Source organism: Pseudomonas sp. CCC4.1 (genome assembly GCF_035019225.1).
GTDB lineage: Bacteria > Pseudomonadota > Gammaproteobacteria > Pseudomonadales > Pseudomonadaceae > Aquipseudomonas > Aquipseudomonas bubulae.
The window spans coordinates 1-19,617 of record NZ_JASJWL010000040.1 but is presented as its reverse complement, the minus strand read 5'-3'; the positions used below and the strand labels follow the sequence as shown (position 1 = coordinate 19,617).

Annotated in this window: 20 protein-coding genes; 8 read left to right on the top strand and 12 right to left on the bottom strand. The window is 54.9% G+C overall.

Translation table 11 applies throughout. From position 1 onward, the window contains the following. Window positions 1-8 precede the first annotated feature (8 nt). The 6 genes from QN377_RS15715 to QN377_RS15690 form a co-directional block, all read right to left on the bottom strand. Window positions 9-1,247, bottom strand: coding sequence for an ATP-grasp domain-containing protein (locus QN377_RS15715; RefSeq protein ID WP_254925896.1), 1,239 nt, complete (start codon window positions 1,245-1,247; stop codon window positions 9-11). A gap of 11 nt (window positions 1,248-1,258) precedes the next feature. Beyond that, window positions 1,259-2,173: a DMT family transporter gene (locus QN377_RS15710; protein WP_322213150.1), complete on the bottom strand. Its 915-nt coding sequence runs from the start codon at window positions 2,171-2,173 to the stop codon at window positions 1,259-1,261. Between the two features lie 50 nt (window positions 2,174-2,223). Then, the gene (locus tag QN377_RS15705; RefSeq protein ID WP_165446483.1) at window positions 2,224-2,790 is read right to left on the bottom strand and encodes a phosphoribosyltransferase family protein; all 567 of its coding nucleotides are present in this window, start codon (window positions 2,788-2,790) and stop codon (window positions 2,224-2,226) included. Beyond that, the gene (locus tag QN377_RS15700; protein ID WP_095018832.1) at window positions 2,787-3,737 is read right to left on the bottom strand and encodes a cysteine synthase family protein; all 951 of its coding nucleotides are present in this window, start codon (window positions 3,735-3,737) and stop codon (window positions 2,787-2,789) included. The genes QN377_RS15705 and QN377_RS15700 overlap by 4 nt, the downstream gene beginning before the upstream one ends. A 330-nt stretch (window positions 3,738-4,067) precedes the next feature. Beyond that, a complete protein-coding gene (locus QN377_RS15695) occupies window positions 4,068-5,336 on the bottom strand; it encodes a Zn-dependent hydrolase (RefSeq protein WP_095018831.1) in 1,269 nt (422 codons plus the stop codon). A 36-nt stretch (window positions 5,337-5,372) separates the two neighbouring features. Next, a complete protein-coding gene (locus QN377_RS15690) occupies window positions 5,373-6,860 on the bottom strand; it encodes an NCS1 family nucleobase:cation symporter-1 (RefSeq protein ID WP_095018830.1) in 1,488 nt (495 codons plus the stop codon). 53 nt (window positions 6,861-6,913) lie between these two features. Between QN377_RS15690 and QN377_RS15685 the strand changes: the two genes are divergently transcribed. From QN377_RS15685 to preA, 4 genes are all read left to right on the top strand, one after another. Beyond that, complete coding sequence (locus tag QN377_RS15685) at window positions 6,914-7,153, top strand: hypothetical protein (RefSeq protein ID WP_133144381.1); 240 nt, start codon at window positions 6,914-6,916, stop codon at window positions 7,151-7,153. A 313-nt stretch (window positions 7,154-7,466) separates the two neighbouring features. Continuing rightward, the gene (gene hydA, locus QN377_RS15680; RefSeq protein WP_095018829.1) at window positions 7,467-8,906 is read left to right on the top strand and encodes a dihydropyrimidinase; all 1,440 of its coding nucleotides are present in this window, start codon (window positions 7,467-7,469) and stop codon (window positions 8,904-8,906) included. A 58-nt stretch (window positions 8,907-8,964) separates the two neighbouring features. Next, window positions 8,965-10,332, top strand: a complete 1,368-nt coding sequence (locus QN377_RS15675) for an NAD(P)-dependent oxidoreductase (protein WP_095018828.1) — start codon at window positions 8,965-8,967, stop codon at window positions 10,330-10,332. Beyond that, window positions 10,333-11,607 (top strand): NAD-dependent dihydropyrimidine dehydrogenase subunit PreA, encoded by a 1,275-nt coding sequence (preA, locus tag QN377_RS15670; RefSeq protein WP_095002354.1) that lies wholly within the window; start codon window positions 10,333-10,335, stop codon window positions 11,605-11,607. A 115-nt stretch (window positions 11,608-11,722) separates the two neighbouring features. Here the strand turns inward: preA and QN377_RS15665 are convergent, their stop codons facing one another. Together QN377_RS15665 and QN377_RS15660 are read right to left on the bottom strand one after the other, a co-directional pair. Next, a complete protein-coding gene (locus QN377_RS15665; protein ID WP_095002353.1) occupies window positions 11,723-12,343 on the bottom strand; it encodes a TetR/AcrR family transcriptional regulator in 621 nt (206 codons plus the stop codon). Between the two features lie 122 nt (window positions 12,344-12,465). Beyond that, window positions 12,466-12,822: a hypothetical protein gene (locus QN377_RS15660; RefSeq protein WP_095002352.1), complete on the bottom strand. Its 357-nt coding sequence runs from the start codon at window positions 12,820-12,822 to the stop codon at window positions 12,466-12,468. A 251-nt stretch (window positions 12,823-13,073) separates the two neighbouring features. On the opposite strand from QN377_RS15660, the gene csrA reads away from it, so the two are divergent. Next, entirely contained in the window at window positions 13,074-13,268 is a 195-nt protein-coding gene (gene csrA / locus QN377_RS15655) for a carbon storage regulator CsrA (RefSeq protein ID WP_016780419.1), read from the top strand. Window positions 13,269-13,564: 296 nt separating this feature from the next. Then, the gene (locus QN377_RS15650; RefSeq protein WP_016780418.1) at window positions 13,565-14,110 is read left to right on the top strand and encodes a DUF1269 domain-containing protein; all 546 of its coding nucleotides are present in this window, start codon (window positions 13,565-13,567) and stop codon (window positions 14,108-14,110) included. Between the two features lie 46 nt (window positions 14,111-14,156). On the opposite strand, the gene QN377_RS15645 is transcribed toward QN377_RS15650, so the two are convergent. After that, window positions 14,157-14,477, bottom strand: a complete 321-nt coding sequence (locus QN377_RS15645; RefSeq protein WP_095018826.1) for a YbjQ family protein — start codon at window positions 14,475-14,477, stop codon at window positions 14,157-14,159. Window positions 14,478-14,711: 234 nt separating this feature from the next. Between QN377_RS15645 and ppnN the strand changes: the two genes are divergently transcribed. Beyond that, window positions 14,712-16,085, top strand: a complete 1,374-nt coding sequence (gene ppnN, locus QN377_RS15640; protein WP_095002351.1) for a nucleotide 5'-monophosphate nucleosidase PpnN — start codon at window positions 14,712-14,714, stop codon at window positions 16,083-16,085. 157 nt (window positions 16,086-16,242) lie between these two features. Here the strand turns inward: ppnN and QN377_RS15635 are convergent, their stop codons facing one another. The 3 genes from QN377_RS15635 to QN377_RS15625 form a co-directional block, all read right to left on the bottom strand. Continuing rightward, window positions 16,243-16,776, bottom strand: coding sequence for a DUF3087 family protein (locus QN377_RS15635; protein WP_095018825.1), 534 nt, complete (start codon window positions 16,774-16,776; stop codon window positions 16,243-16,245). A 65-nt stretch (window positions 16,777-16,841) separates the two neighbouring features. Further along, a complete protein-coding gene (locus tag QN377_RS15630) occupies window positions 16,842-17,522 on the bottom strand; it encodes a glycoside hydrolase family 19 protein (protein ID WP_095018824.1) in 681 nt (226 codons plus the stop codon). 170 nt (window positions 17,523-17,692) lie between these two features. Continuing rightward, entirely contained in the window at window positions 17,693-18,163 is a 471-nt protein-coding gene (locus QN377_RS15625; protein WP_095002348.1) for an Lrp/AsnC family transcriptional regulator, read from the bottom strand. A gap of 124 nt (window positions 18,164-18,287) precedes the next feature. Here QN377_RS15625 and QN377_RS15620 point away from each other — a divergent pair, with 124 nt between their 5' ends. Continuing rightward, entirely contained in the window at window positions 18,288-19,475 is a 1,188-nt protein-coding gene (locus QN377_RS15620; protein ID WP_095018823.1) for a methionine gamma-lyase, read from the top strand. The last annotated feature ends 142 nt before the right edge of the window (window positions 19,476-19,617 follow it).

Sequence of the window (19,617 nt, the reverse complement as noted above, 5' to 3'; positions counted from 1 at the left end):
CGTCTGTCTTATTTCTTCTCTTGTAGATAGATCCCGGCTGCTTCCATTTCACGGATTCGAGCGTAATCGGCTTCGATCTGCGCCAGATCGGTATGAACCAGATAAACAGTGCCCGGCTGACTGAATACGTCCCGGGTAGGCGCAATTCGCTGACCATTTTCGACGTAGAACACCACCTCGAAAAAAGACGCCAGGCTGCGCAATTGCTGCACAAATGCCCCGGTACAGAAAACACCTTCCGAATGATTGATCAGGCACACATTGTAAGTGTGCCTGGACAGTACATAGTCCTGATTGCCGGCCAGTAGCTGCTCAAACTCAAGGGGCCGAGTGATGGACAGTGCACATGCATCAATCTGTCCAAGACCGGTGGTCAGCGCCGAGACACCGGGCCTTAGAATTCCGTCTGTACGTGCTGCAATCTCCACCAGTTTTGGCCCGTCCTCGGTGTACATAACCTCGGCATGGCTGGGGCCATTACGGATACCCAGGCACTTCACCACCTTGCGGGTATAGGCCACCAACTCGGCATACGGAGCGTCGGTGCAAGCAAGCAGTTGATCGATGTCATATACGATGCTGCCTGTTTCCAGCACACGCTTGGTGTATTTCACCACCTCTGTGACCAACTGATACCCATTCAAGGACACCATATTGACGACATACTCCGTGCCCACCAAATACTCCTGAAGTAGCACCTGGCTGTTTTCGAGACTCAACTTGTTGCGCGTACCCAACAGCGCCTTGAATGCCCCCTTGCACGCTGCCAGATCGCGGCAAATATAAACCCCGTCCGCCCCTGCGCTTTCCAGGGGTTTTACGACTAGCGGAAACCTGCCATGGGCAGCCACCCAGTCTTTACCGTCGCTCCACGTATCCACTGCGCACTGGGCAGGGGCGGATAAACCGGCTTCGGTAACGCACTGAATCATCTCGTATTTGTTTCTGCGAGCCCTGCTCCTGGAAAACTCATTGGCGTAATCCAGCCCCAACTGTTCATTCAACAGATCGGCCAAAAACACCCCGCTTTCTGCCCCGGCAATAATAACATCGGGATTAAAATGCCTGAGCTCCGCCAACGTGAACGTCGTATCCGTATGAACGAGGGATCGCTCGTAAATAGACGAATCAAATCCGACATAATAATAGCCATCGAGATCAGAACTGGACACAACATGAAATAAAGCACATTCATTTTCGTACAATTTCTTTGACAGGAATTTACCCGACGAAAATCCGTCAACCACTACAACTCTTATCATTTCGCACCTCGCCTGTTTGATATAGCCAGCCAGGCCAGCAGTCCAACAATAAGACAGACGGCCAGGATGCTCGGCATTGAAATCGCCACCCGCGAATCCAGGTATTGAAGTAGCAAGGTAAAAACCGGCAACGTCAGCAATACAAATGACACCGCTATTGGACTGAGATGAAAAATGGTTTTTTGAATAAGGTAGACAGGCAACAGATGGCCGACGATAACCAGAACTGACAGCGGCAAGATCCACTGGGGGGCGAGACTGAATGAGGTGTCGCTGAAGCTGATAAACAGGCTGCAAACAACTACCATCATGATGCTCCTCACAGCCAGAATATCATAAGTTTTCCAACGACAATAAAACATCTTTTTGGAAATAATCGTATAAAATACCGTGCCCATTGCACACAGCACTACACTGACAATACCGATAATTCTCTGTTCTATGGAAGTCGAAGAAATACCACTTTCCCCGACCAAAGACTGAAACAGCATTATGGCAACCGAGAGCAATACCAGTCCGGCAATCAGGGTTTCGAGTGCAGTGGCCTTGCCAGCACCTTTTACAAAGCTCGACACCAGCAAAGTCAATGCTGGGCCGCAGGCTACTGAGGCTACCCCTACTACCGCTGGTTCCAGAAATCGCAGGGCATAAAAAAGACCGCCCCAATTCAACAATACCGACAGATTGATCCATACCACCAATGGCCAGTCTTGCTGGATCTTGTCCATCAAGCTATGCCTGCCTGCACGGAGGCTGTACATCATAAACAATGCAGCAGACGAAACAAAGCAATAGAAAACAACCACCAGGGTATCAAGTACCTGCGTTATAAACGCGACATACACATCAAAGGCGGCGCTGATAAAACAAAAGAACAACCCTAATATAACACCCAAGTTTTCAGGCTTCATAGACAACCCTTCCTACTTACTTCCCCTCACGCCTAGCGAGCTTTTCTGGATCAGTCCAACACCCGAACCCTATCTTCAGACAATACAATCCTAACGAGCGTTTTAACTGCAACACCCGTACTATTCAAAACCTGCTCCCTACCATTATTTTGTACTTTCTCTACTGCACACACGACATCGACCACTTCAGCCCCACTACGCCGAACAGCCTCCACCAACGATATAACAGCACCTCCCGTACTCAGAGTATCATCGACAATGACCACTCTATCACCCGCAACAACTCCATTAAGGTAAAGCTTCCCTTGATAATATTCTGATTCAAGATCCACACACACATCATTCACATCTTCAAGGCTATATGTGTACCATCGTGCAATAGCCATTGGAATACCCGTCAATATGGAGACTGCTGTCGCCAGCGGTGCGCCCTTATCTTCCTCCGTCACTATTTTATCAACATGCCAATCCATGACCTCAATGACACCACGTGCCGCTTCGAGGAGCACCTCCGGCCTCAAAGCCGGCAGCTGATCCGTAAATTCATTTACTGTAATTCTTGTTGCCCCCACACTAACTACTTTAGCTCTCTCATATACCTCTTTCAGCAGCATCATTTGACCTCCGTATACGCTGGATAAACCCCATCCCAACAGCTCTTGTACTTCCATGCACTATCAAAAAAAAGCGTGACGATATTTAAACCTCTTTGCATAGCCGCTATCTTTTCACACACTAACAAGTTGGCACCACACGTCGGCCCTATGCCATATTCATTTTTTGACACAAACAACCTCATCTGTTCCCAGGCTTCATCACCATCCACGACAACCACTTCGTCGATCAAGTTAGGGGTTGTATTAATCGACAACACACCTGCTCCCAGCCCCATAAGATTATGCGACCGATGTTCAAACTCAAGCCCTTGCCTTGCGGCATACAATGGAGCAGAAGCATCCACCTCAATACCGACTGTTTTAATATCTCTATAATGCCGCTTCAAGACTTCAGCAATACCCGAGAACGTGCCTCCAGTACCTAAAGAACACACGAAATAATCCGGTACAACTTTGTACTCACCAAGCGCTTTGACAATCTCCTCTCCGCAGGTATGCCAGGCCAACTTATTAAGTAGCGTGCTCGACTGATCCAAGAAATAGACCTCACTAGAATTTTTACTTTTCACATACTCTTTAGCTGCATCAACGGCCCCTACCAAAAAGCTTTCTTTGGGCGTTTCGACCACATGTGCTCCATACGCTCTTATTTGCTCTTTACGTTCACATGTCATCCCTTCCGGCATGAATATTTTGATGGAATAACCTTTCTTCTTTCCAATCCATGCTAGCGCCGCCCCACCGTTACCGGTCGAGCAGTCAACCAGCGTCATACCTTTACGAATGACACCCTCACGCTCTAGCGAAGTGATGATATTCAAATAAGTTCGATCTTTATGACTGCCAGAAGGATTCATATATTCACACTTCGAAAACAAGCGACCTCCATTGCAGGCAAATCGCATTAGCTCAACGAGTGGTGTATTGCCAATATCGTCCAGATTCATAACCCCCCCACAACCTTAAGCCTGATAACTTCCCAGTTATTAATAACCCAACAAGTTCTCAAATAAACATTACCCTCAAGAGACCATAGCCGCAAACAAATATACATAGAAAGATCCTACACCATCTTACAGAATCATCTTTAGGACAACACTAAGCCATTGTTATTGCGCAAACTTAAAATACAAATATGCCGACACAGCAGGCGAAACGAAACATCACGAAACAAATATTCGATCTCGCGGGCATCTAAAGAACAAGAAAATATGGAAACAGGAGCGGCTTTTACCGCTCCCATAGACAGGAGAAAGTGCTGGATCTTTAAATAAGCATCAATGCGCTACATTTTTCGACGCCGCCAACATTGCCTTAAGCAATACCGCGCATCCCGCTGCCAGATCCTTGGGATCGGCGTTTTCGATTTCGTTGTGGCTGATGCCGCCTTCACAGGGCACAAATATCATCCCTGCCGGACCCAGTTCGGCCAGGAAGATGGCGTCGTGCCCTGCCCCGCTGACGATATCCATGTTCGACAAGCCCAACTCATTGGCCGCATCCCGCACGGCGTTGACGCAATCAGGGTTGAAGTACAGCGGCGGAAAGTCTGCTGTGGGAGTCAGTTCGAAACTCAGGCCATGCTCCTCGCAGGTGGCTTCAATCACCCCACGCACTTGCTCGATCATCGAGTCCAGCCGCTCGGGCAGCAAATGCCGGAAGTCCAGGGTCATGCGTACTTCACCGGGGATGACATTGCGCGAGCCCGGATAGGCTTGCAGGCAACCCACGGTCCCGCAGGCGTGGGGTTGATGGCCAAGAGCTGCCTTGTTGACGGCGGCAACCACGGCCGCCGCCCCGACCAATGCATCCTTGCGCAGGTGCATGGGCGTAGGCCCGGCATGGGCTTCTACACCGCGCAGGTTGAGGTCGAACCATTTCTGCCCCAGGGCGCCAAGTACGACGCCGATGGTTTTGCGCTCGTCCTCCAGAATCGGCCCCTGTTCGATGTGAGCTTCAAAGTAGGCCCCCACCGGGTGGCCGTTGACCTGGCGGCTGCCAGCATAGCCAATTGCATTCAGGGCCTCACCCACGGTCACGCCCTGGGCATCGGTTTTGGCCAGGGTTTCTTCAAGGGTAAACTTGTCTGCAAAAACCCCGGAACCCATCATGCAAGGCGCAAAGCGTGAGCCTTCTTCATTGGTCCACACCACCACTTCCAGCGGCGCGTCAGTCTCGATATTGAGGTCGTTGAGGGTGCGCAGTACTTCAACCCCGGCCAGTACGCCAAAGCAGCCGTCGAACTTGCCGCCGGTGGGCTGGGTGTCGATATGGCTGCCGGTCATCACCGGCGGCAAATCCGGATTGCGCCCCGGACGGCGGGCAAAGATATTGCCCACGGCGTCCACGCTGACGGTGCAACCAGCGTCCTCACACCAGCGTACAAAAATATCCCGGGCCTGGCGGTCCAGGTCGGTCAGGGCCAGGCGGCATACACCGCCCTTTACCGTGGCACCCAGCTGGGCCAGTTCCATTAACGAGGCCCACAGGCGCTCGCCGTTGATCAATGTCGCGCGGTGCTGCTGAAGGTCGTGTGCGGCGTTCATGATAGTTTCCTCAGGCAGTTTTTATAGGAAGGCGCTTCAAACCGTGCCTTTGACGGCTTCTGCTTGCTGACTGTTCAGGCGATACAACCCGTAATAAATCACGGCCCCGAGCAACGACCCGGTAAACCAGCCGAAGTCATAGAACCAGCTGAAGGCACTGCTGCCCAACGACAGCAACGTCAGCGCCACAGGTACACCAAAAGCGATAAAACCCTTCCAGTTCCAGGCCGGGTACACCCCGTCACGGTACAGCCCGGCAAGGTCGAGTTTTTGCTGACGGATAACGAAATAGTCGACCACCATGATCCCGGCAATCGGCCCAAGCAGGCTGGAGTAACCCAGCAACCAGTTGGAGTACACGGTTTCCAGGCTCACATCCGAGACCAGCAGGCCGAGTTTCTTCAGCAATTCATGAGCCATCAGCGCCAAGCCCACCAGGCCGGTCAAGATCACTGCCGTGGTGCGGTTGATCAACTTGGGAGCGATGTTCTGGAAGTCATTGGTGGGCGACACAATATTGGCCGCCGTATTGGTCGACAGCGTGGCGATGATGATCAGCGCCATGGCCAGTGCCACCCAGCCCGGGCTCTGGATATGGCCGATCAGGCTGACCGGGTCGGATACGGTAACGCCTACCAGTTTTTCGGACGCTGCCGTCATCACCACGCCCAGAGCGGCGAACAGGAACATGGTCAGCGGCAGGCCAAAAATCTGCCCCAGGATCTGGTCTTTCTGGCTTTTTGCGTAACGGCTGAAATCCGGAATATTCAGGGACAAGGTGGCCCAGAAACCCACCATTGCAGTCAGGCCGGCAAAGAAGTAGCCGTACACACTGGCACCTTCCGGGCGCTTGGGCGGCTGGGCCAGCAGTTCACTCATCGACACATTGGGCAGAGCCCACACCAGCAAGCCCATACCGACCAGTACCAGCAAGGGTGCAGACAGGGTTTCCAGCCACTTGATCGACTCGGCACCGCGCAATACCACCCACAGGTTGAGCGCCCAGAAAATCATGAAGCCGATCACTTCACCCGTACCGCCCAGGCTTTTCCAGCCCTCGAACACCGAGCCCAGAAACAGGTGAATGGCCAGACCGCCGAACAGTGTCTGGATCCCGAACCAGCCGCAGGCCACCAGAGCACGGATCAGACACGGTACGTTGGAGCCGATAATGCCGAAGGAAGAACGCAGCAAAACAGGAAAGGGTATGCCGTATTTGGTGCCCGCAAAGGCATTGAGAGTCAGAGGGATCAATACCACGATATTTGCCAGCAGAATCGCCAGCAGTGCCTCACCCACTGAAAGCCCGAAATAGGCTGTCAGAACCCCGCCCAGGGTATAGGTGGGTACGCAAATGGACATGCCGACCCACAAGGCAGTGATATGCCACTTGTTCCAGGTGCGCTCATGAACTTTGGTGGGGGCGATATCGTGGTTGTACCGGGGGCTATCGAGGACTTCAGGCCCGGCATCCAGTTCGTACAAACCGTTACGTTCGGTGACTTTTGATCTGCTCGGTTGCATAGTCGATCACTCTCTTGTTGTGCTGCTCCTGGTTGAACTGCCTGGCGCTGCGTATGGACACAAAGCGCTCCCTTGCCTGGACACTTACTTGCCTATCCCGCCCGGTCATGGCAGCAACAATCAAGAACTGTGCCGTGTTACTTCCCTCGCCTGCTCAAACCGTCCTGCATGACTGGCAACACGCTGCTTTTAAAACCGTTTTAAACACCAGCCAAATGACTCTCATTCCCGTTAAAGGCCTTTATCAGTTTTTTTATATCGCCAAACGAAACACTTCGGTGCGTGCTTATTAACTTAATCGACTCACCTCCCTTCATCCGCAAGCTCAAGCACCTGATTTCGCATAAGAAAGTTCGCTTATATTTGAATCCTGTCAAGTGCGTCAAAATGGTGAGGCCGTGCATCATTTTGGTGATTTAAAATAATTAACTTTAAAAATCATATAGTTATACATATCTAACCCCGTTAAAAATAAAGTTTGATCATTCTTCAACAACCCACTAGATTTTATTCCTGTCACCAGTGGCAGGAATGCAAACTTCCCACTAAATATCAATAACAACAGTTAGAACCGGCTCTAGCCGGTCAGCCTGCGAGGAACTCCGTATGTCGCTGTTAATCCGTGGCGCTACGCTTGTGACCCATGATGAAAGTTATTGTGCGGATGTATATTGCGCTGACGGTCTGGTCCGCGCGATTGGCACTGATCTTGATGTTCCTTCAGGCTGCGAAGTACTCGATGGTCGCGGCCAATATTTGATACCCGGTGGTATCGACCCCCACACGCATATGCAATTGCCGTTTATGGGCACCGTCGCCAGCGAAGACTTTTTCAGTGGCACTGCGGCCGGTCTGGCAGGCGGTACAACATCGATTATCGATTTTGTCATTCCCAACCCGCAGCAGTCCCTGCTTGAGGCTTTTCATCAGTGGCGGGGCTGGGCCGAAAAGTCGGCAGCAGACTATGGCTTTCATGTCGCAATCACTTGGTGGAGCGAGCAGGTACGTGAAGAAATGGCCGAATTGGTCAGCCATCACGGCATCAACAGCTTCAAGCATTTCATGGCCTACAAGAACGCGATCATGGCCGCAGACGACACCCTGGTGGCCAGCTTCGAGCGTTGCCTGGAGCTGGGTGCGGTCCCGACCGTGCATGCCGAAAATGGCGAACTGGTGTACCACCTGCAACGCAAACTTATGGCCCAGGGCATGACGGGGCCGGAAGCCCATCCGCTGTCACGTCCCTCCCAGGTGGAAGGCGAAGCGGCCAGCCGGGCGATCCGCATCGCTCAGACCCTCGGTACGCCGTTGTACCTGGTGCATGTTTCGACCCGTGAAGCACTCGACGAAATCACCTACGCCCGTAGCCAGGGCCAACCGGTATATGGCGAAGTACTGGCCGGGCATTTGCTGCTGGATGACAGCGTGTACCAGCATCCCGACTGGCAAACGGCAGCAGGCTACGTGATGAGCCCGCCCTTCCGCCCTCGCGGGCATCAGGAGGCACTGTGGCACGGCCTGCAATCGGGCAACCTGCACACTACCGCCACCGACCACTGCTGCTTTTGCGCCGAACAAAAGGCCGCCGGGCGTGACGATTTCAGCAAGATCCCCAACGGCACGGCGGGTATCGAAGACCGCATGGCGCTGCTGTGGGATGAAGGCGTGAATACCGGGCGCCTGTCGATGCAGGAGTTTGTAGCGCTGACCTCCACCAACACCGCGAAGATCTTCAATATCTACCCGCGCAAAGGCACGATCCGGGTCGGTGCCGATGCCGACCTGGTGCTGTGGGACCCTCAGGGCACCCGCACCATTTCCGCTAAAACCCACCATCAAAATGTCGACTTCAACATCTTTGAAGGCAAGACCGTACGCGGTGTGCCCAGTCATACCATCAGTCAGGGTCGCCTGGTGTGGGTTGACGGTGACCTGCGGGCCGAACGCGGAGCCGGTCGCTATATCGAACGCCCGGCCTACCCTGCGGTGTTCGACTTGCTGAAAAAGCGCGCCGAGCATCAGCAACCGGTGGCTGTTAAACGCTGAGCATAAAAACACTGCCCGACAGAGGCACAAAGATCTCCTCACCCCTGAGGTAAGCACCGTGATCAAGTCCTTGAACCATTTACCCCACCCCCATGAATCTGCGCAGGTCCTGGCCAGCCACTTTACCGATCTGGCGCCGCCCCTCAATGCTCGCCAGGCCGTGCTGGAAAGCTCACGTTGCCTGTATTGCTACGACGCCCCCTGCGTCAATGCCTGCCCCAGCGATATAGATATCCCGTCGTTTATTCGCAATATCCAACAGGAAAACATCCAGGGCGCAGCACAGAAAATTCTTTCGGCCAATATCCTCGGCGGCAGTTGTGCCCGGGTGTGCCCTACCGAGGTACTGTGCGAGCAAGCCTGCGTGCGCAACAACAGCCAGGAATGCGCGCCTGTACTGATCGGTTTGTTACAGCGCTATGCGGTCGATCATGCACAGTTCAGCGAGCATCCGTTCAAGCGTGCTGCGCCCACCGGCAAACGCATCGCGGTGGTCGGCGCCGGACCTGCGGGGCTGGCTTGCGCCCATCGCCTGGCACTGCACGGGCATGAGGTGGTGATTTTCGAAGCGCGGGAGAAATCCGGCGGGCTTAACGAGTACGGGATTGCCAAATACAAGTTGGTGGACGATTTTGCCCAGCGCGAAGTGGATTTCGTCCTGCAGGTTGGCGGCATTGAAGTGCGCCACGGCCAGCGCTTGGGCGACAACCTGAGCCTGAGCGAACTGCACCAGCAATTCGATGCGGTATTTCTCGGGCTGGGTCTGGCTGCCAGTCGCCAGCTGGGTTTGCCCCATGAAAATGCTCCGGGGCTGCTGGCTGCCACCGACTACATCCGCGAGTTGCGCCAGAGCGACGACCTGACCCGGTTACCCCTGGCCGAGCGCTGCATTGTGCTGGGCGCTGGCAACACTGCGATCGATATGGCCGTGCAAATGGCCCGTCTTGGCGCTCGCGAAGTGAATCTGGTGTATCGCCGCGGGCTGCAGGACATGGGCGCCACCGGGCACGAGCAGGACATTGCCAAGGCCAATCAGGTGCGACTAATGACCTGGGCACAGCCACAGGACGTGTTGCTGGACAACACCGGCAAGGTGCGCGGCATGCGCTTTGCCCGCACACGCCTGGAAGACGGGCGCCTGGTGACCACCGGTGAAACCTTCGAGCTGGCCGCAGACGCGGTGTTCAAGGCCATAGGCCAGGCCTTTGATGATGCAGCCCTGAGCGATCCGCTGGCGCAAACACTCAAGCGCGCGGGCGATCGCATCGAAGTAGACGAACACCTGCGCACCAATATTCCCGGTGTGTATGCCGGAGGCGATTGCACCTCTCTGGGGCAAGACCTGACCGTACAGGCCGTGCAACACGGCAAGCTGGCCGCAGAAGCCATGCATGCCCAACTCATGCTTGATCAGGAGGCTGCATAAATGGCCGATCTCTCGATTGTTTTCGCCGGTATCAAGGCCCCCAACCCGTTCTGGCTGGCGTCTGCGCCACCTACCGACAAAGCCTACAACGTGGTACGAGCCTACGAGGCAGGCTGGGGTGGCGTGGTCTGGAAAACCCTGGGTGAGGACCCGGCCGCGGTTAACGTGTCCTCGCGTTACTCGGCACACTACGGCCCCAACCGCGAGGTTATGGGCATCAACAATATCGAGCTGATCACCGATCGCTCCCTTGAAATCAACTTGCGCGAGATCACCCAGGTCAAGAAGGACTGGCCGGATCGGGCCCTTATCGTGTCGCTGATGGTGCCCTGCGAAGAAGAGTCCTGGAAATACATCCTGCCACTGGTGGAGGCCACCGGTGCCGATGGCATCGAGCTGAATTTCGGATGCCCCCACGGCATGCCGGAGCGCGGCATGGGCGCGGCCGTTGGCCAGGTGCCCGAGTACGTGGAAATGGTCACACGCTGGTGCAAGACCTACTGTTCATTGCCGGTGATCGTCAAACTGACGCCCAATATCACCGATGTGCGCCTTAGCGCCCGGGCGGCCCATCGTGGCGGCGCCGATGCGGTGTCATTGATCAACACCATAAACTCGATCACCAGTGTCGACCTTGAACGCATGGTGGCGCTACCCGTAGTGGGCAGCCAGAGCACCCACGGCGGCTATTGCGGTTCGGCAGTCAAGCCGATAGCCCTGAATATGGTGGCGGAAATTGCCCGCGACCCGCTGACCAAAGGCTTGCCTATCAGTGGGATAGGCGGCATTGGCAGTTGGCGTGATGCTGCAGAGTTTATTGCCCTGGGCTGTGGCTCGGTACAGGTATGCACCGCAGCGATGCTTCACGGATTTCGAATTGTTGAAGAAATGAAAGACGGTTTGTCGCGTTGGATGGACAGTCAAGGCTATACCAGCCTGGAGGACTTTTCCGGCCGTGCAGTGGCCAATACTACTGACTGGAAATATCTGGATATCAATTATCAGGTTATCGCCAGGATCGATCAGGACGCCTGTATTGGTTGCGGGCGCTGCCATATTGCCTGCGAAGATACTTCGCACCAGGCCATCGCCAGCTTGAAGCAGGCCGACGGCACACATCGGTATGAAGTGATCGACGATGAATGTGTGGGTTGCAACCTGTGCCAGATAACCTGCCCGGTGCAGGACTGTATCGAGATGGTGCCACACAACAATGGCCTGCCATTTCTGGACTGGAACCACGACCCACGTAACCCGTACTGCGTGGCTTCGTAAATCAACCCTGTGGGAGCGGGCTTGCTCGCGATGCAGGCAATGCGGTGTGTCAGGTACACCGGGATGATGCCATCGCGAGCAAGCCCGCTCCCACACGATCGATAAGCAGGGTTGCTTACGGCTCCAGCCCGATCCCGCGCAGGATCACGCTGGTGACGGTCTGCACCGCACGTTCAAACTGGATATCGGACAACGGCTGGTGATCGTTGATGATCATCACTTGATGGTCAAAGTCAGCGTAATGCTGAGTTGATGCCCAGATCATATACAGCAGGCTGGACGGCTCAACAGGCAGGATTCGCTTGTCTTGCACCCATTGGCGAATTTTCGCCTCCTTGATCTTGGCCCAGTCATACAAACTGGCATCAAGCGCAAGACCCAGGGTCGGGGCGCCATGGATCATTTCATTGGCCCAGACTTTGGAGCCATGGGGCCGGGTACGTGAGTGGTGCATTTTGGCACGAATGTAACTGCTCAATACCAGACGAGGATCGTCGTAGGTCTCGAAACACAGCGCATCCTGTTTCCACACTTCCAGCAACCCCAGCAATACCGCGCTGTAAAGATCCGTCTTGGTGCTGAAGTAGTAATGCAGGTTGGAACGTGGCAACTGGACTTGCGCCGCAATGTCCGCCATCGCCGTACCGGCAAAGCCTTTTTCGGCAAAAACCTTTTCAGCCCCCAGAAGGATTTTTTCGACATTGCTGCGTCGAATTTCGATCTTGTGATTGCTCATGGCGATGGCCCTTGCCGTCGTGTTGCTCTGATGTGCGCCGAGTGAACAAATATTTCCTGCACAAAGCGTCGAATAACGCCAGCGGCAGCTAAGCTCAGGCGGGTACCCGACGCTGTATCAGACTATTTCGCGGCGGGCAGTTCGATCACGTTGGTTTCAATACCGTCCAGCTTGGGCTTGAGCTTCATCTTTTGCTGGGCCTCAAGCGCTTGAGCCTGGGTGGTGAATGGTCCGATCAGGAAGTGCTGAACCCCGCCACTCTCGTAAATGTAAGGAGTAAAACCGTTGTCAAGAAGCCTGCCGGTCGTGTCCGGAATGGTCGCTCTCTGGCCTTCAGTGATCTCCAAAGCCCAGTGAGCAACAGGGGCCTGGGCCATCGTTGCTTCAGAAGCTGCTTTAGCCCGCTGGATTTTATCGTTAGACTCCTGACCGCAAGCCGTCAAGGCCAATATTGCTGTCATCACGATGACTATACGCACTGCGTTTCCCCTGTCTGTTTGAATGGGTAGATTTTATCACTGGGGCAGCGGCCTTGCTCTCCTTGAACAAATCCAAAGTGCCCCAATTTAAGGCTTATGCGCGAGAATTTTCCCCGTAAAGGGAATTAAACCTCTGGCCATGTCGTCTGTAATGAGCGGCGCAATAATACGTACTTAGCAGTATTCTGTAGTCATGACCGAAGCCGCACCGTCTCAGAGACGTGCCTTACAAAGCCATCAAGGAGAAAAAAATGCTGATACTCACCCGCAAAGTTGGTGAAAGCATAAACATCGGTGACGATATTACGATCACTATTTTAGGTGTCAGCGGACAACAGGTCAGAATCGGCATCAATGCGCCGAAGGATGTAGCCGTTCACCGTGAAGAAATTTACCAACGTATCCAGGCCGGCCTGAATGCACCTGAAAAGAACGAACAGCCATAAGCCTGTGAGGTATCAGCCCAAGGCTTGAGGTCAGGGCTGCTCAGCCAGCCCTCCTCAAATCATTTGCACACTGCACCTGCCACGGCATTATCCCCTTGCCGCACCCTCTCTTTATCAAGAGATATGTCTCGTCGACTTGACCGTTTCAAGGTTAGCGACCACGCTCATTCCTCGCAGCAGGCTCCAGAAAGCTGAACCACTGCGCGCCAGGGTGTTTGCATTGTGCCGCCTTGAGAAACCCCTCCACCCTTCAGCCCTTCGCCGGGCTGGACCTGTACCGTCAAGGAATGAAAGACATGTCCGATTTAATCGTAGTGGGATTTTCAGACACCGAAAAAGCAGATCGTGCCCTCACCAAGATGGTTTCGCTGAGCAAGGAGCATCTGGTCGAGCTGGAAGATGCGGTGATTGTGGTGCGTAATGCCGAAGGCAAGATCCATATCAAGCAAAGCGTTAACCTGACAGCGATCGGGGCTACTTCAGGCCTGGTCACCGGCGGCCTGTGGGGCGCACTGGTCGGGCTGCTGTTTCTCAACCCGCTGGCAGGCTTTGCCATCGGCGGCGCACTGGGTGCCGGTACCGGCGCTTTGTCGGGCTCATTGAGCGATTACGGGATCGATGATGATTTCATCAAGTCATTGAGCGAGACCATTCCGAATGATTCCTCGGCCCTGTTCGTTCTGCTGCGCAAATTCCAGCCGGAAAAAGTGCTGAAGGAACTGGAAGACTCGGACTTCAAGGGCAAGGTCCTGCGTACCTCCCTGTCCCCGGAACAAGAGCAAAAACTGCAGGACGCGCTGTCCAAAACCACTGCAGGCGTACCTTTGGCGAAAACGGTTTAATTCGTAAAGCCCATTCGACCGCCCTGTGCGGTCGAATCCTGGTGCCTCAGTTCAAGCGCACAGCCGTGCCCGTGGCAAACACCACCAGCATGCCGCCACGCCCTGACGGCATGCTGATTTCAAACCCCAGCCCCATAATCGCATCCGCTCCCATGGCTTTGGCCCTGTCTCGAATTTCGTCCGTGACCTCTGCTCGCGCTTCTTTCAGTGCTCGCTCCAGCGTCTGAGAGCGCCCACCAAAAAAGTCGCGTACTCCGGTCAAAAAATCTCGTACCACATTGATGCCGTGAACCGATTCGGCACTGACAATCCCCAGGTATTCAGTGGCTTTTCTGCCGTCAATGCTGTGTGTGGTGGTGATGATCATCTGCCAGTCCTTTTTCTGTTTCAGTAACTTGCGAGGTTACCTTATCGCTGCCGTGCTCACTGCTGGTACTGTAACTGGAGTTAACTGCGGCTCTTTTAATTACAGGACCAAGGCTACTATGCTTACAGAAATGCAATCCAAAGACGCAAGAGTCGGGACGCCTCGCTCGCACTGATGACATGAATTCAAAAGCTGCGCCAAGCAATTTTTCGACCCCGCTCAAGGAAGCTCGCAATGGTCCAAAGACAAGTCATCAACGCCTCGGTCAGCCCGAAAGGCAGCCTGGAAACACTTTCCCAACGTGAAGTACAACAGCTGAGCGAGGTTGGCTCAGGCACCAGCTACACGCTTTTCCGCCAGTGCGTACTGGCTATCCTCAACACCGGCGCTCACGTCGATAACGCCAAGACCATCCTTGAGGCCTATCAGGACTTCGAGGTGCGGATTCACCAGCAAGACCGCGGCGTGCGGCTTGAACTGCTCAACGCCCCTGCCGATGCATTTGTCGATGGCGAAATGATCGCCAGTACCCGTGAAATGCTCTTCAGCGCCCTGCGCGACATCGTCTACACCCAGAGCGGCCTGGACAGCCCACGCATTGACCTGAGCAGCTCGGCGGGCATCACCGACTACGTGTTCCACTTGCTGCGCAATGCCCGCACGTTGCGCCCGGGCGTCGAACCGAAAATCGTGGTGTGCTGGGGTGGCCACTCCATCAATACCGAAGAGTACAAATACACCAAAAAGGTCGGCCACGAACTGGGCCTGCGCAGCCTGGATATCTGTACCGGCTGCGGTCCCGGTGTGATGAAAGGGCCAATGAAGGGCGCCACCATTTCCCACGCCAAACAACGTCTGACCGGTGGCCGCTATCTGGGCCTGACCGAGCCGGGCATCATTGCTGCCGAAGCGCCGAATCCCATCGTCAATGAACTGGTCATTCTGCCGGATATCGAAAAGCGTCTTGAGGCCTTTGTGCGGGTCGGTCACGGGGTGATTATCTTCCCGGGCGGTGCTGGCACGGCAGAAGAATTCCTGTACCTGCTGGGCATTCTGATGCACCCGGAGAACAAAGATGTGCCGTTCCCGGTTGTCCTGACCGGCCCCAAGGAAGCCGAACCCTATCTGCAGCAACTGCATGAGTTTGTCGGCGCTACCCTGGGTGAAGAAGCGCAACAGCAGTATCAGATCATCATCGACAACCCGGCCGAAGTGGCCCGTCATATGACCGCCGGGCTCAAGGCGGTTAAACAATTCCGCCGCGAGCGCAACGACGCTTTCCACTTCAACTGGTTACTGAAAATCGACGAAGGCTTTCAGCGCCCGTTCGACCCGACCCACGCCAACATGGCCAGCCTGAAACTGCGCAGCGACATGCCAGCACATGAATTGGCCATCAACCTGCGTCAGGCCTTCTCCGGGATTGTGTCGGGTAACGTAAAAGAGAAAGGCATCCATCTGATCGAGCAATACGGGCCTTACGAGATCCACGGTGACGCTGCCGTGATGAAACCTCTGGACAAACTGCTGCAGGCATTTGTTGAGCAGCATCGTATGAAACTGCCAGGCGGTGCGGCCTATGAGCCGTGCTATCGCGTCGTAAGCTGAACCCCACCCATAAGGCTCGCATGCCCCGACGGTGGGAGCGAGCCTGCTCGCGAAGAGCTCCAGATCGTCGCATTTATCCCGTAAAAACAGGCTATCACTTACGAACTTCGCGAGCAGGCTCGCTCCCACACAAACACAGCAGGTCTGGTGAGCAGCATTACTTCAGCGGCGCAAACTTTTTCACCGCATCAATCCACTGCGGATCGAGCCGGGTCTGCCCGGTGTCGATGCCCAGTGCTTCAAGACGTGCCTTGTGCAAATCGATCTCGCGAACCATTTGGCTTAACGCGCTGGAATTGGCGTCCAGCTGGTACATCTGGGTCACGCCCAGATGATAGAAGCGCAGCAGCTTCATCGCCGCCACATCCCCCGCCATGACTCCCGCCGTTACGTGATGCATGACATTGGTGACCTTCATCAGGCTACGCTTGAGTTGCCAGCCGTAGACTGCGGGCGCCATCCAGGGTTGAGACCAGAACAGGTAGCGCACCAGCAGGAAGGTCGTGATCAGGGCAACAATGACCCCGGCCAGATTCAGGCGAAAATTGTCGCCACCGGCGACACCCAAAACCATGACCAGCACACCTGACAACAGCAGCGCCAGCAAGACAAACGTCAACGCGATATACAGCGTACTGCGGCGAGTTTGCTGACGATATGTCTCGGGGTTAATCGGCTTTATCTCGAACATCACTGATCTATGGCTCCTGATGGCTGCGAACAAACTGCGCGGGCATTATGGCCTGATTGAACCGCTCAGGCGTGCAATAAAACCAGTGCCTTGCGGTATAGCGCCGCACGCTGGGCGTGACCATTGAGACCACCATTGATAGCCCTTGTCACGCGTTCGAAATCCTCCCCGTCTGCCAGGGTATTTATACTGCGCGAGTTCCAGTACCAGCCCGCCGACGCCACTGCCCATTGCCACTCTTGCAGCAGTTGCGGGCTGGTGAGCAAGCGCTCATCCCCGAACAACCCCTGGCTGCACTGGCAGTAGTTGGTTTTACCGGTGACTTGAATCAATCCCCTGCCCCGATATAACCAGCCTTCCCCCGACGCCTCTGAGCCATTGCCCAGGCGGTTGCTGTAGACCCGGTTTGCAATTGCCTGCGGCCGGCGCTGAAGCATAAGCGCGTCAGCATTGGGTACGCGCCGGGAGCGATTGCCGTCCGTTACGGTAATGTATTGACCTTCGCCATCCTTCTGCGCAAAGCGGGAGCCCCAGGTGGCCGCGAGGCCACCGGCACTGTAATTAAGGTTTTCGACAAGTACCGTGAACCCTGCACTTTCATGGCCTACCTGAGCTAGAAATGCAGCAAGGCGTCGGGGGGTATTGATCAACACTTGACGGCTAACGGCCTGCACAAGGGGCAAATACAGATCGACGCAGGCCGTACTTTTGGGGAACAGCTGGAGCATTACTTCGCGGTTCAACATGGGGATTTACTCTTAATCAATGTAATTAAAAGTAAAAGCCAAGCACTTAAAACACGCACCTGCCGTCACCAAAAGAGTAATCAGGCCAGAACTACTCTACTCAAAGAAAACACTTACAACTCATCGAAAAGTTATTTTACAGATAAGACTTGAATGCACCCTTGATGCACTCAACCTTCAACAGGCACCTCTCGCCTTGGCTTGACCGACTTATACGAAAAACTCGAGTAAATCTCTTTGACCGCGGGCAATGTCTGCAGGACTTCACGGGCAAATTCGCCAAAGGATTCAAGATCCCTGGCCACGACTTCCAATAAAAAGTCGTAACGACCCGACACGTTGTGACACGCGACGATTTCGGGAATTTCCAATAACCGTTGTTCAAAGCTTCTGGCCAGTTCTTGCGAGTGAGAGGCCATCATGATGCTGACAAACGCCGTGACCCCGTATCCCAGTTCCTTTGGCGAAAGAACCGCCTGATAGCCCGTAATGATCCCGCTCTCTTCCAGCATTTTGACCCGTCGCCAACACGGCGAGGTGGTCAGTGAGACACTCTCGGCCAACTCTGCAACGGTAAGTCGGGCATTGCCCTGCAGTGCGCAAAGCAAGGCTTTATCGGTTCTGTCCAGAGCGTTTGGCATGTTTTGCCCCTAGCGGTCAGCGTGGCGGTTTTTTGTTCTGGTAAGTGGTGTATTTACAGGTAAATTTGGAATTTTCCACGTTCATTTAAAGCATAGCATTGTAGGAAATATCGGAGAGTTCACCATGAACGATAAGAACAACAACTTCGGCTTTTCTACTCGCGCCATCCACTACGGTTATAACCCGCTGGAACACAACGGCGCGGTAATCCCCCCTGTTTATATGACCTCAACCTTTGCCTTTGCCACGGCCGAATACGGCGCAGGCTGTTTTTCCGGTGAAGAGCACGGGCATTTTTACACCCGCATTTCCAACCCCACCCTGGCCCTGCTGGAAGCACGCATGGCGGCGCTGGAAAACGGCGAAGCGGGTGTGGCGTTCAGTTCCGGCATGGGCGCGATCGCCGCAACATTCTGGACCCTGCTGCGGCCCGGCGATGAAATCATCGTCAACCGCACCTTGTATGGCTGCACCTTTGCCCTGCTGCACCACGGCATCGGTGAATTCGGGGTGGTGGTCAAACATGTGGACATGGCCAACCCGGCCGAACTGCAAGCCGCGATCAGCCCTGCAACCCGCATGATCTACTTCGAGACGCCGGCCAACCCGAATATGCAACTGGTGGACATCCCTGCCGTCTCGCGGATTGCCCACACACATGACAACCTGCTCGTGGTGATCGACAACACCTACTGCACGCCCTATCTGCAGCGCCCACTGGAACTGGGCGCCGACGTGGTGGTGCATTCGGCCACCAAGTACCTGAGCGGGCACAGTGATATCACCGCTGGCATGGTGGTCACCAGCCAGCTCCTGGCTGACCGGATCCGTCTGCAAGGCTTGAAGGACCTGACCGGGGCTGTCTTGTCGCCCCATGATGCGCATTTGCTGATGCGCGGTATCAAGACCCTGGCCCTGCGCATGGATCGCCATTGCAGCAGCGCCCAGGCCATTGCGCATATGTTGCAGGATCACCCTGCCGTGGAATGGGTGGCCTACCCCGGCCTGCCCTCTTTCCCGCAATACGAGCTGGCATCCCGGCAGATGAAACTGCCGGGGGGCATGATTGCCTTTGAGCTCAAGGGCGGCATGGCTGCAGGACAGCGCTTTATGAATGCCCTGCAATTGTTCAGCCGTGCGGTCAGCCTGGGGGGGGCCGAGTCACTGGCGCAGCATCCCGCGAGCATGACCCACTCTACCTACACCCTGGAGGAACGGGCACGACACGGAATAAGTGAAGGATTGGTGCGCCTGGCGGTGGGGCTGGAGGATGTCGCCGATTTGCTGGCGGATATAGAGCAGGCATTATAGGGGGGCAGCGCCAGCCTCCCCTGTAGATACTCTGTTGCCGGTCAACCCTCCCTGTGGGAGCGAGCCTGCTCTGTCTCTTATACACATCTCCGAGCCCACGAGACCAGAGAGGAGCGGGGTTGGCGGGGTGGGGGTGTAAAAA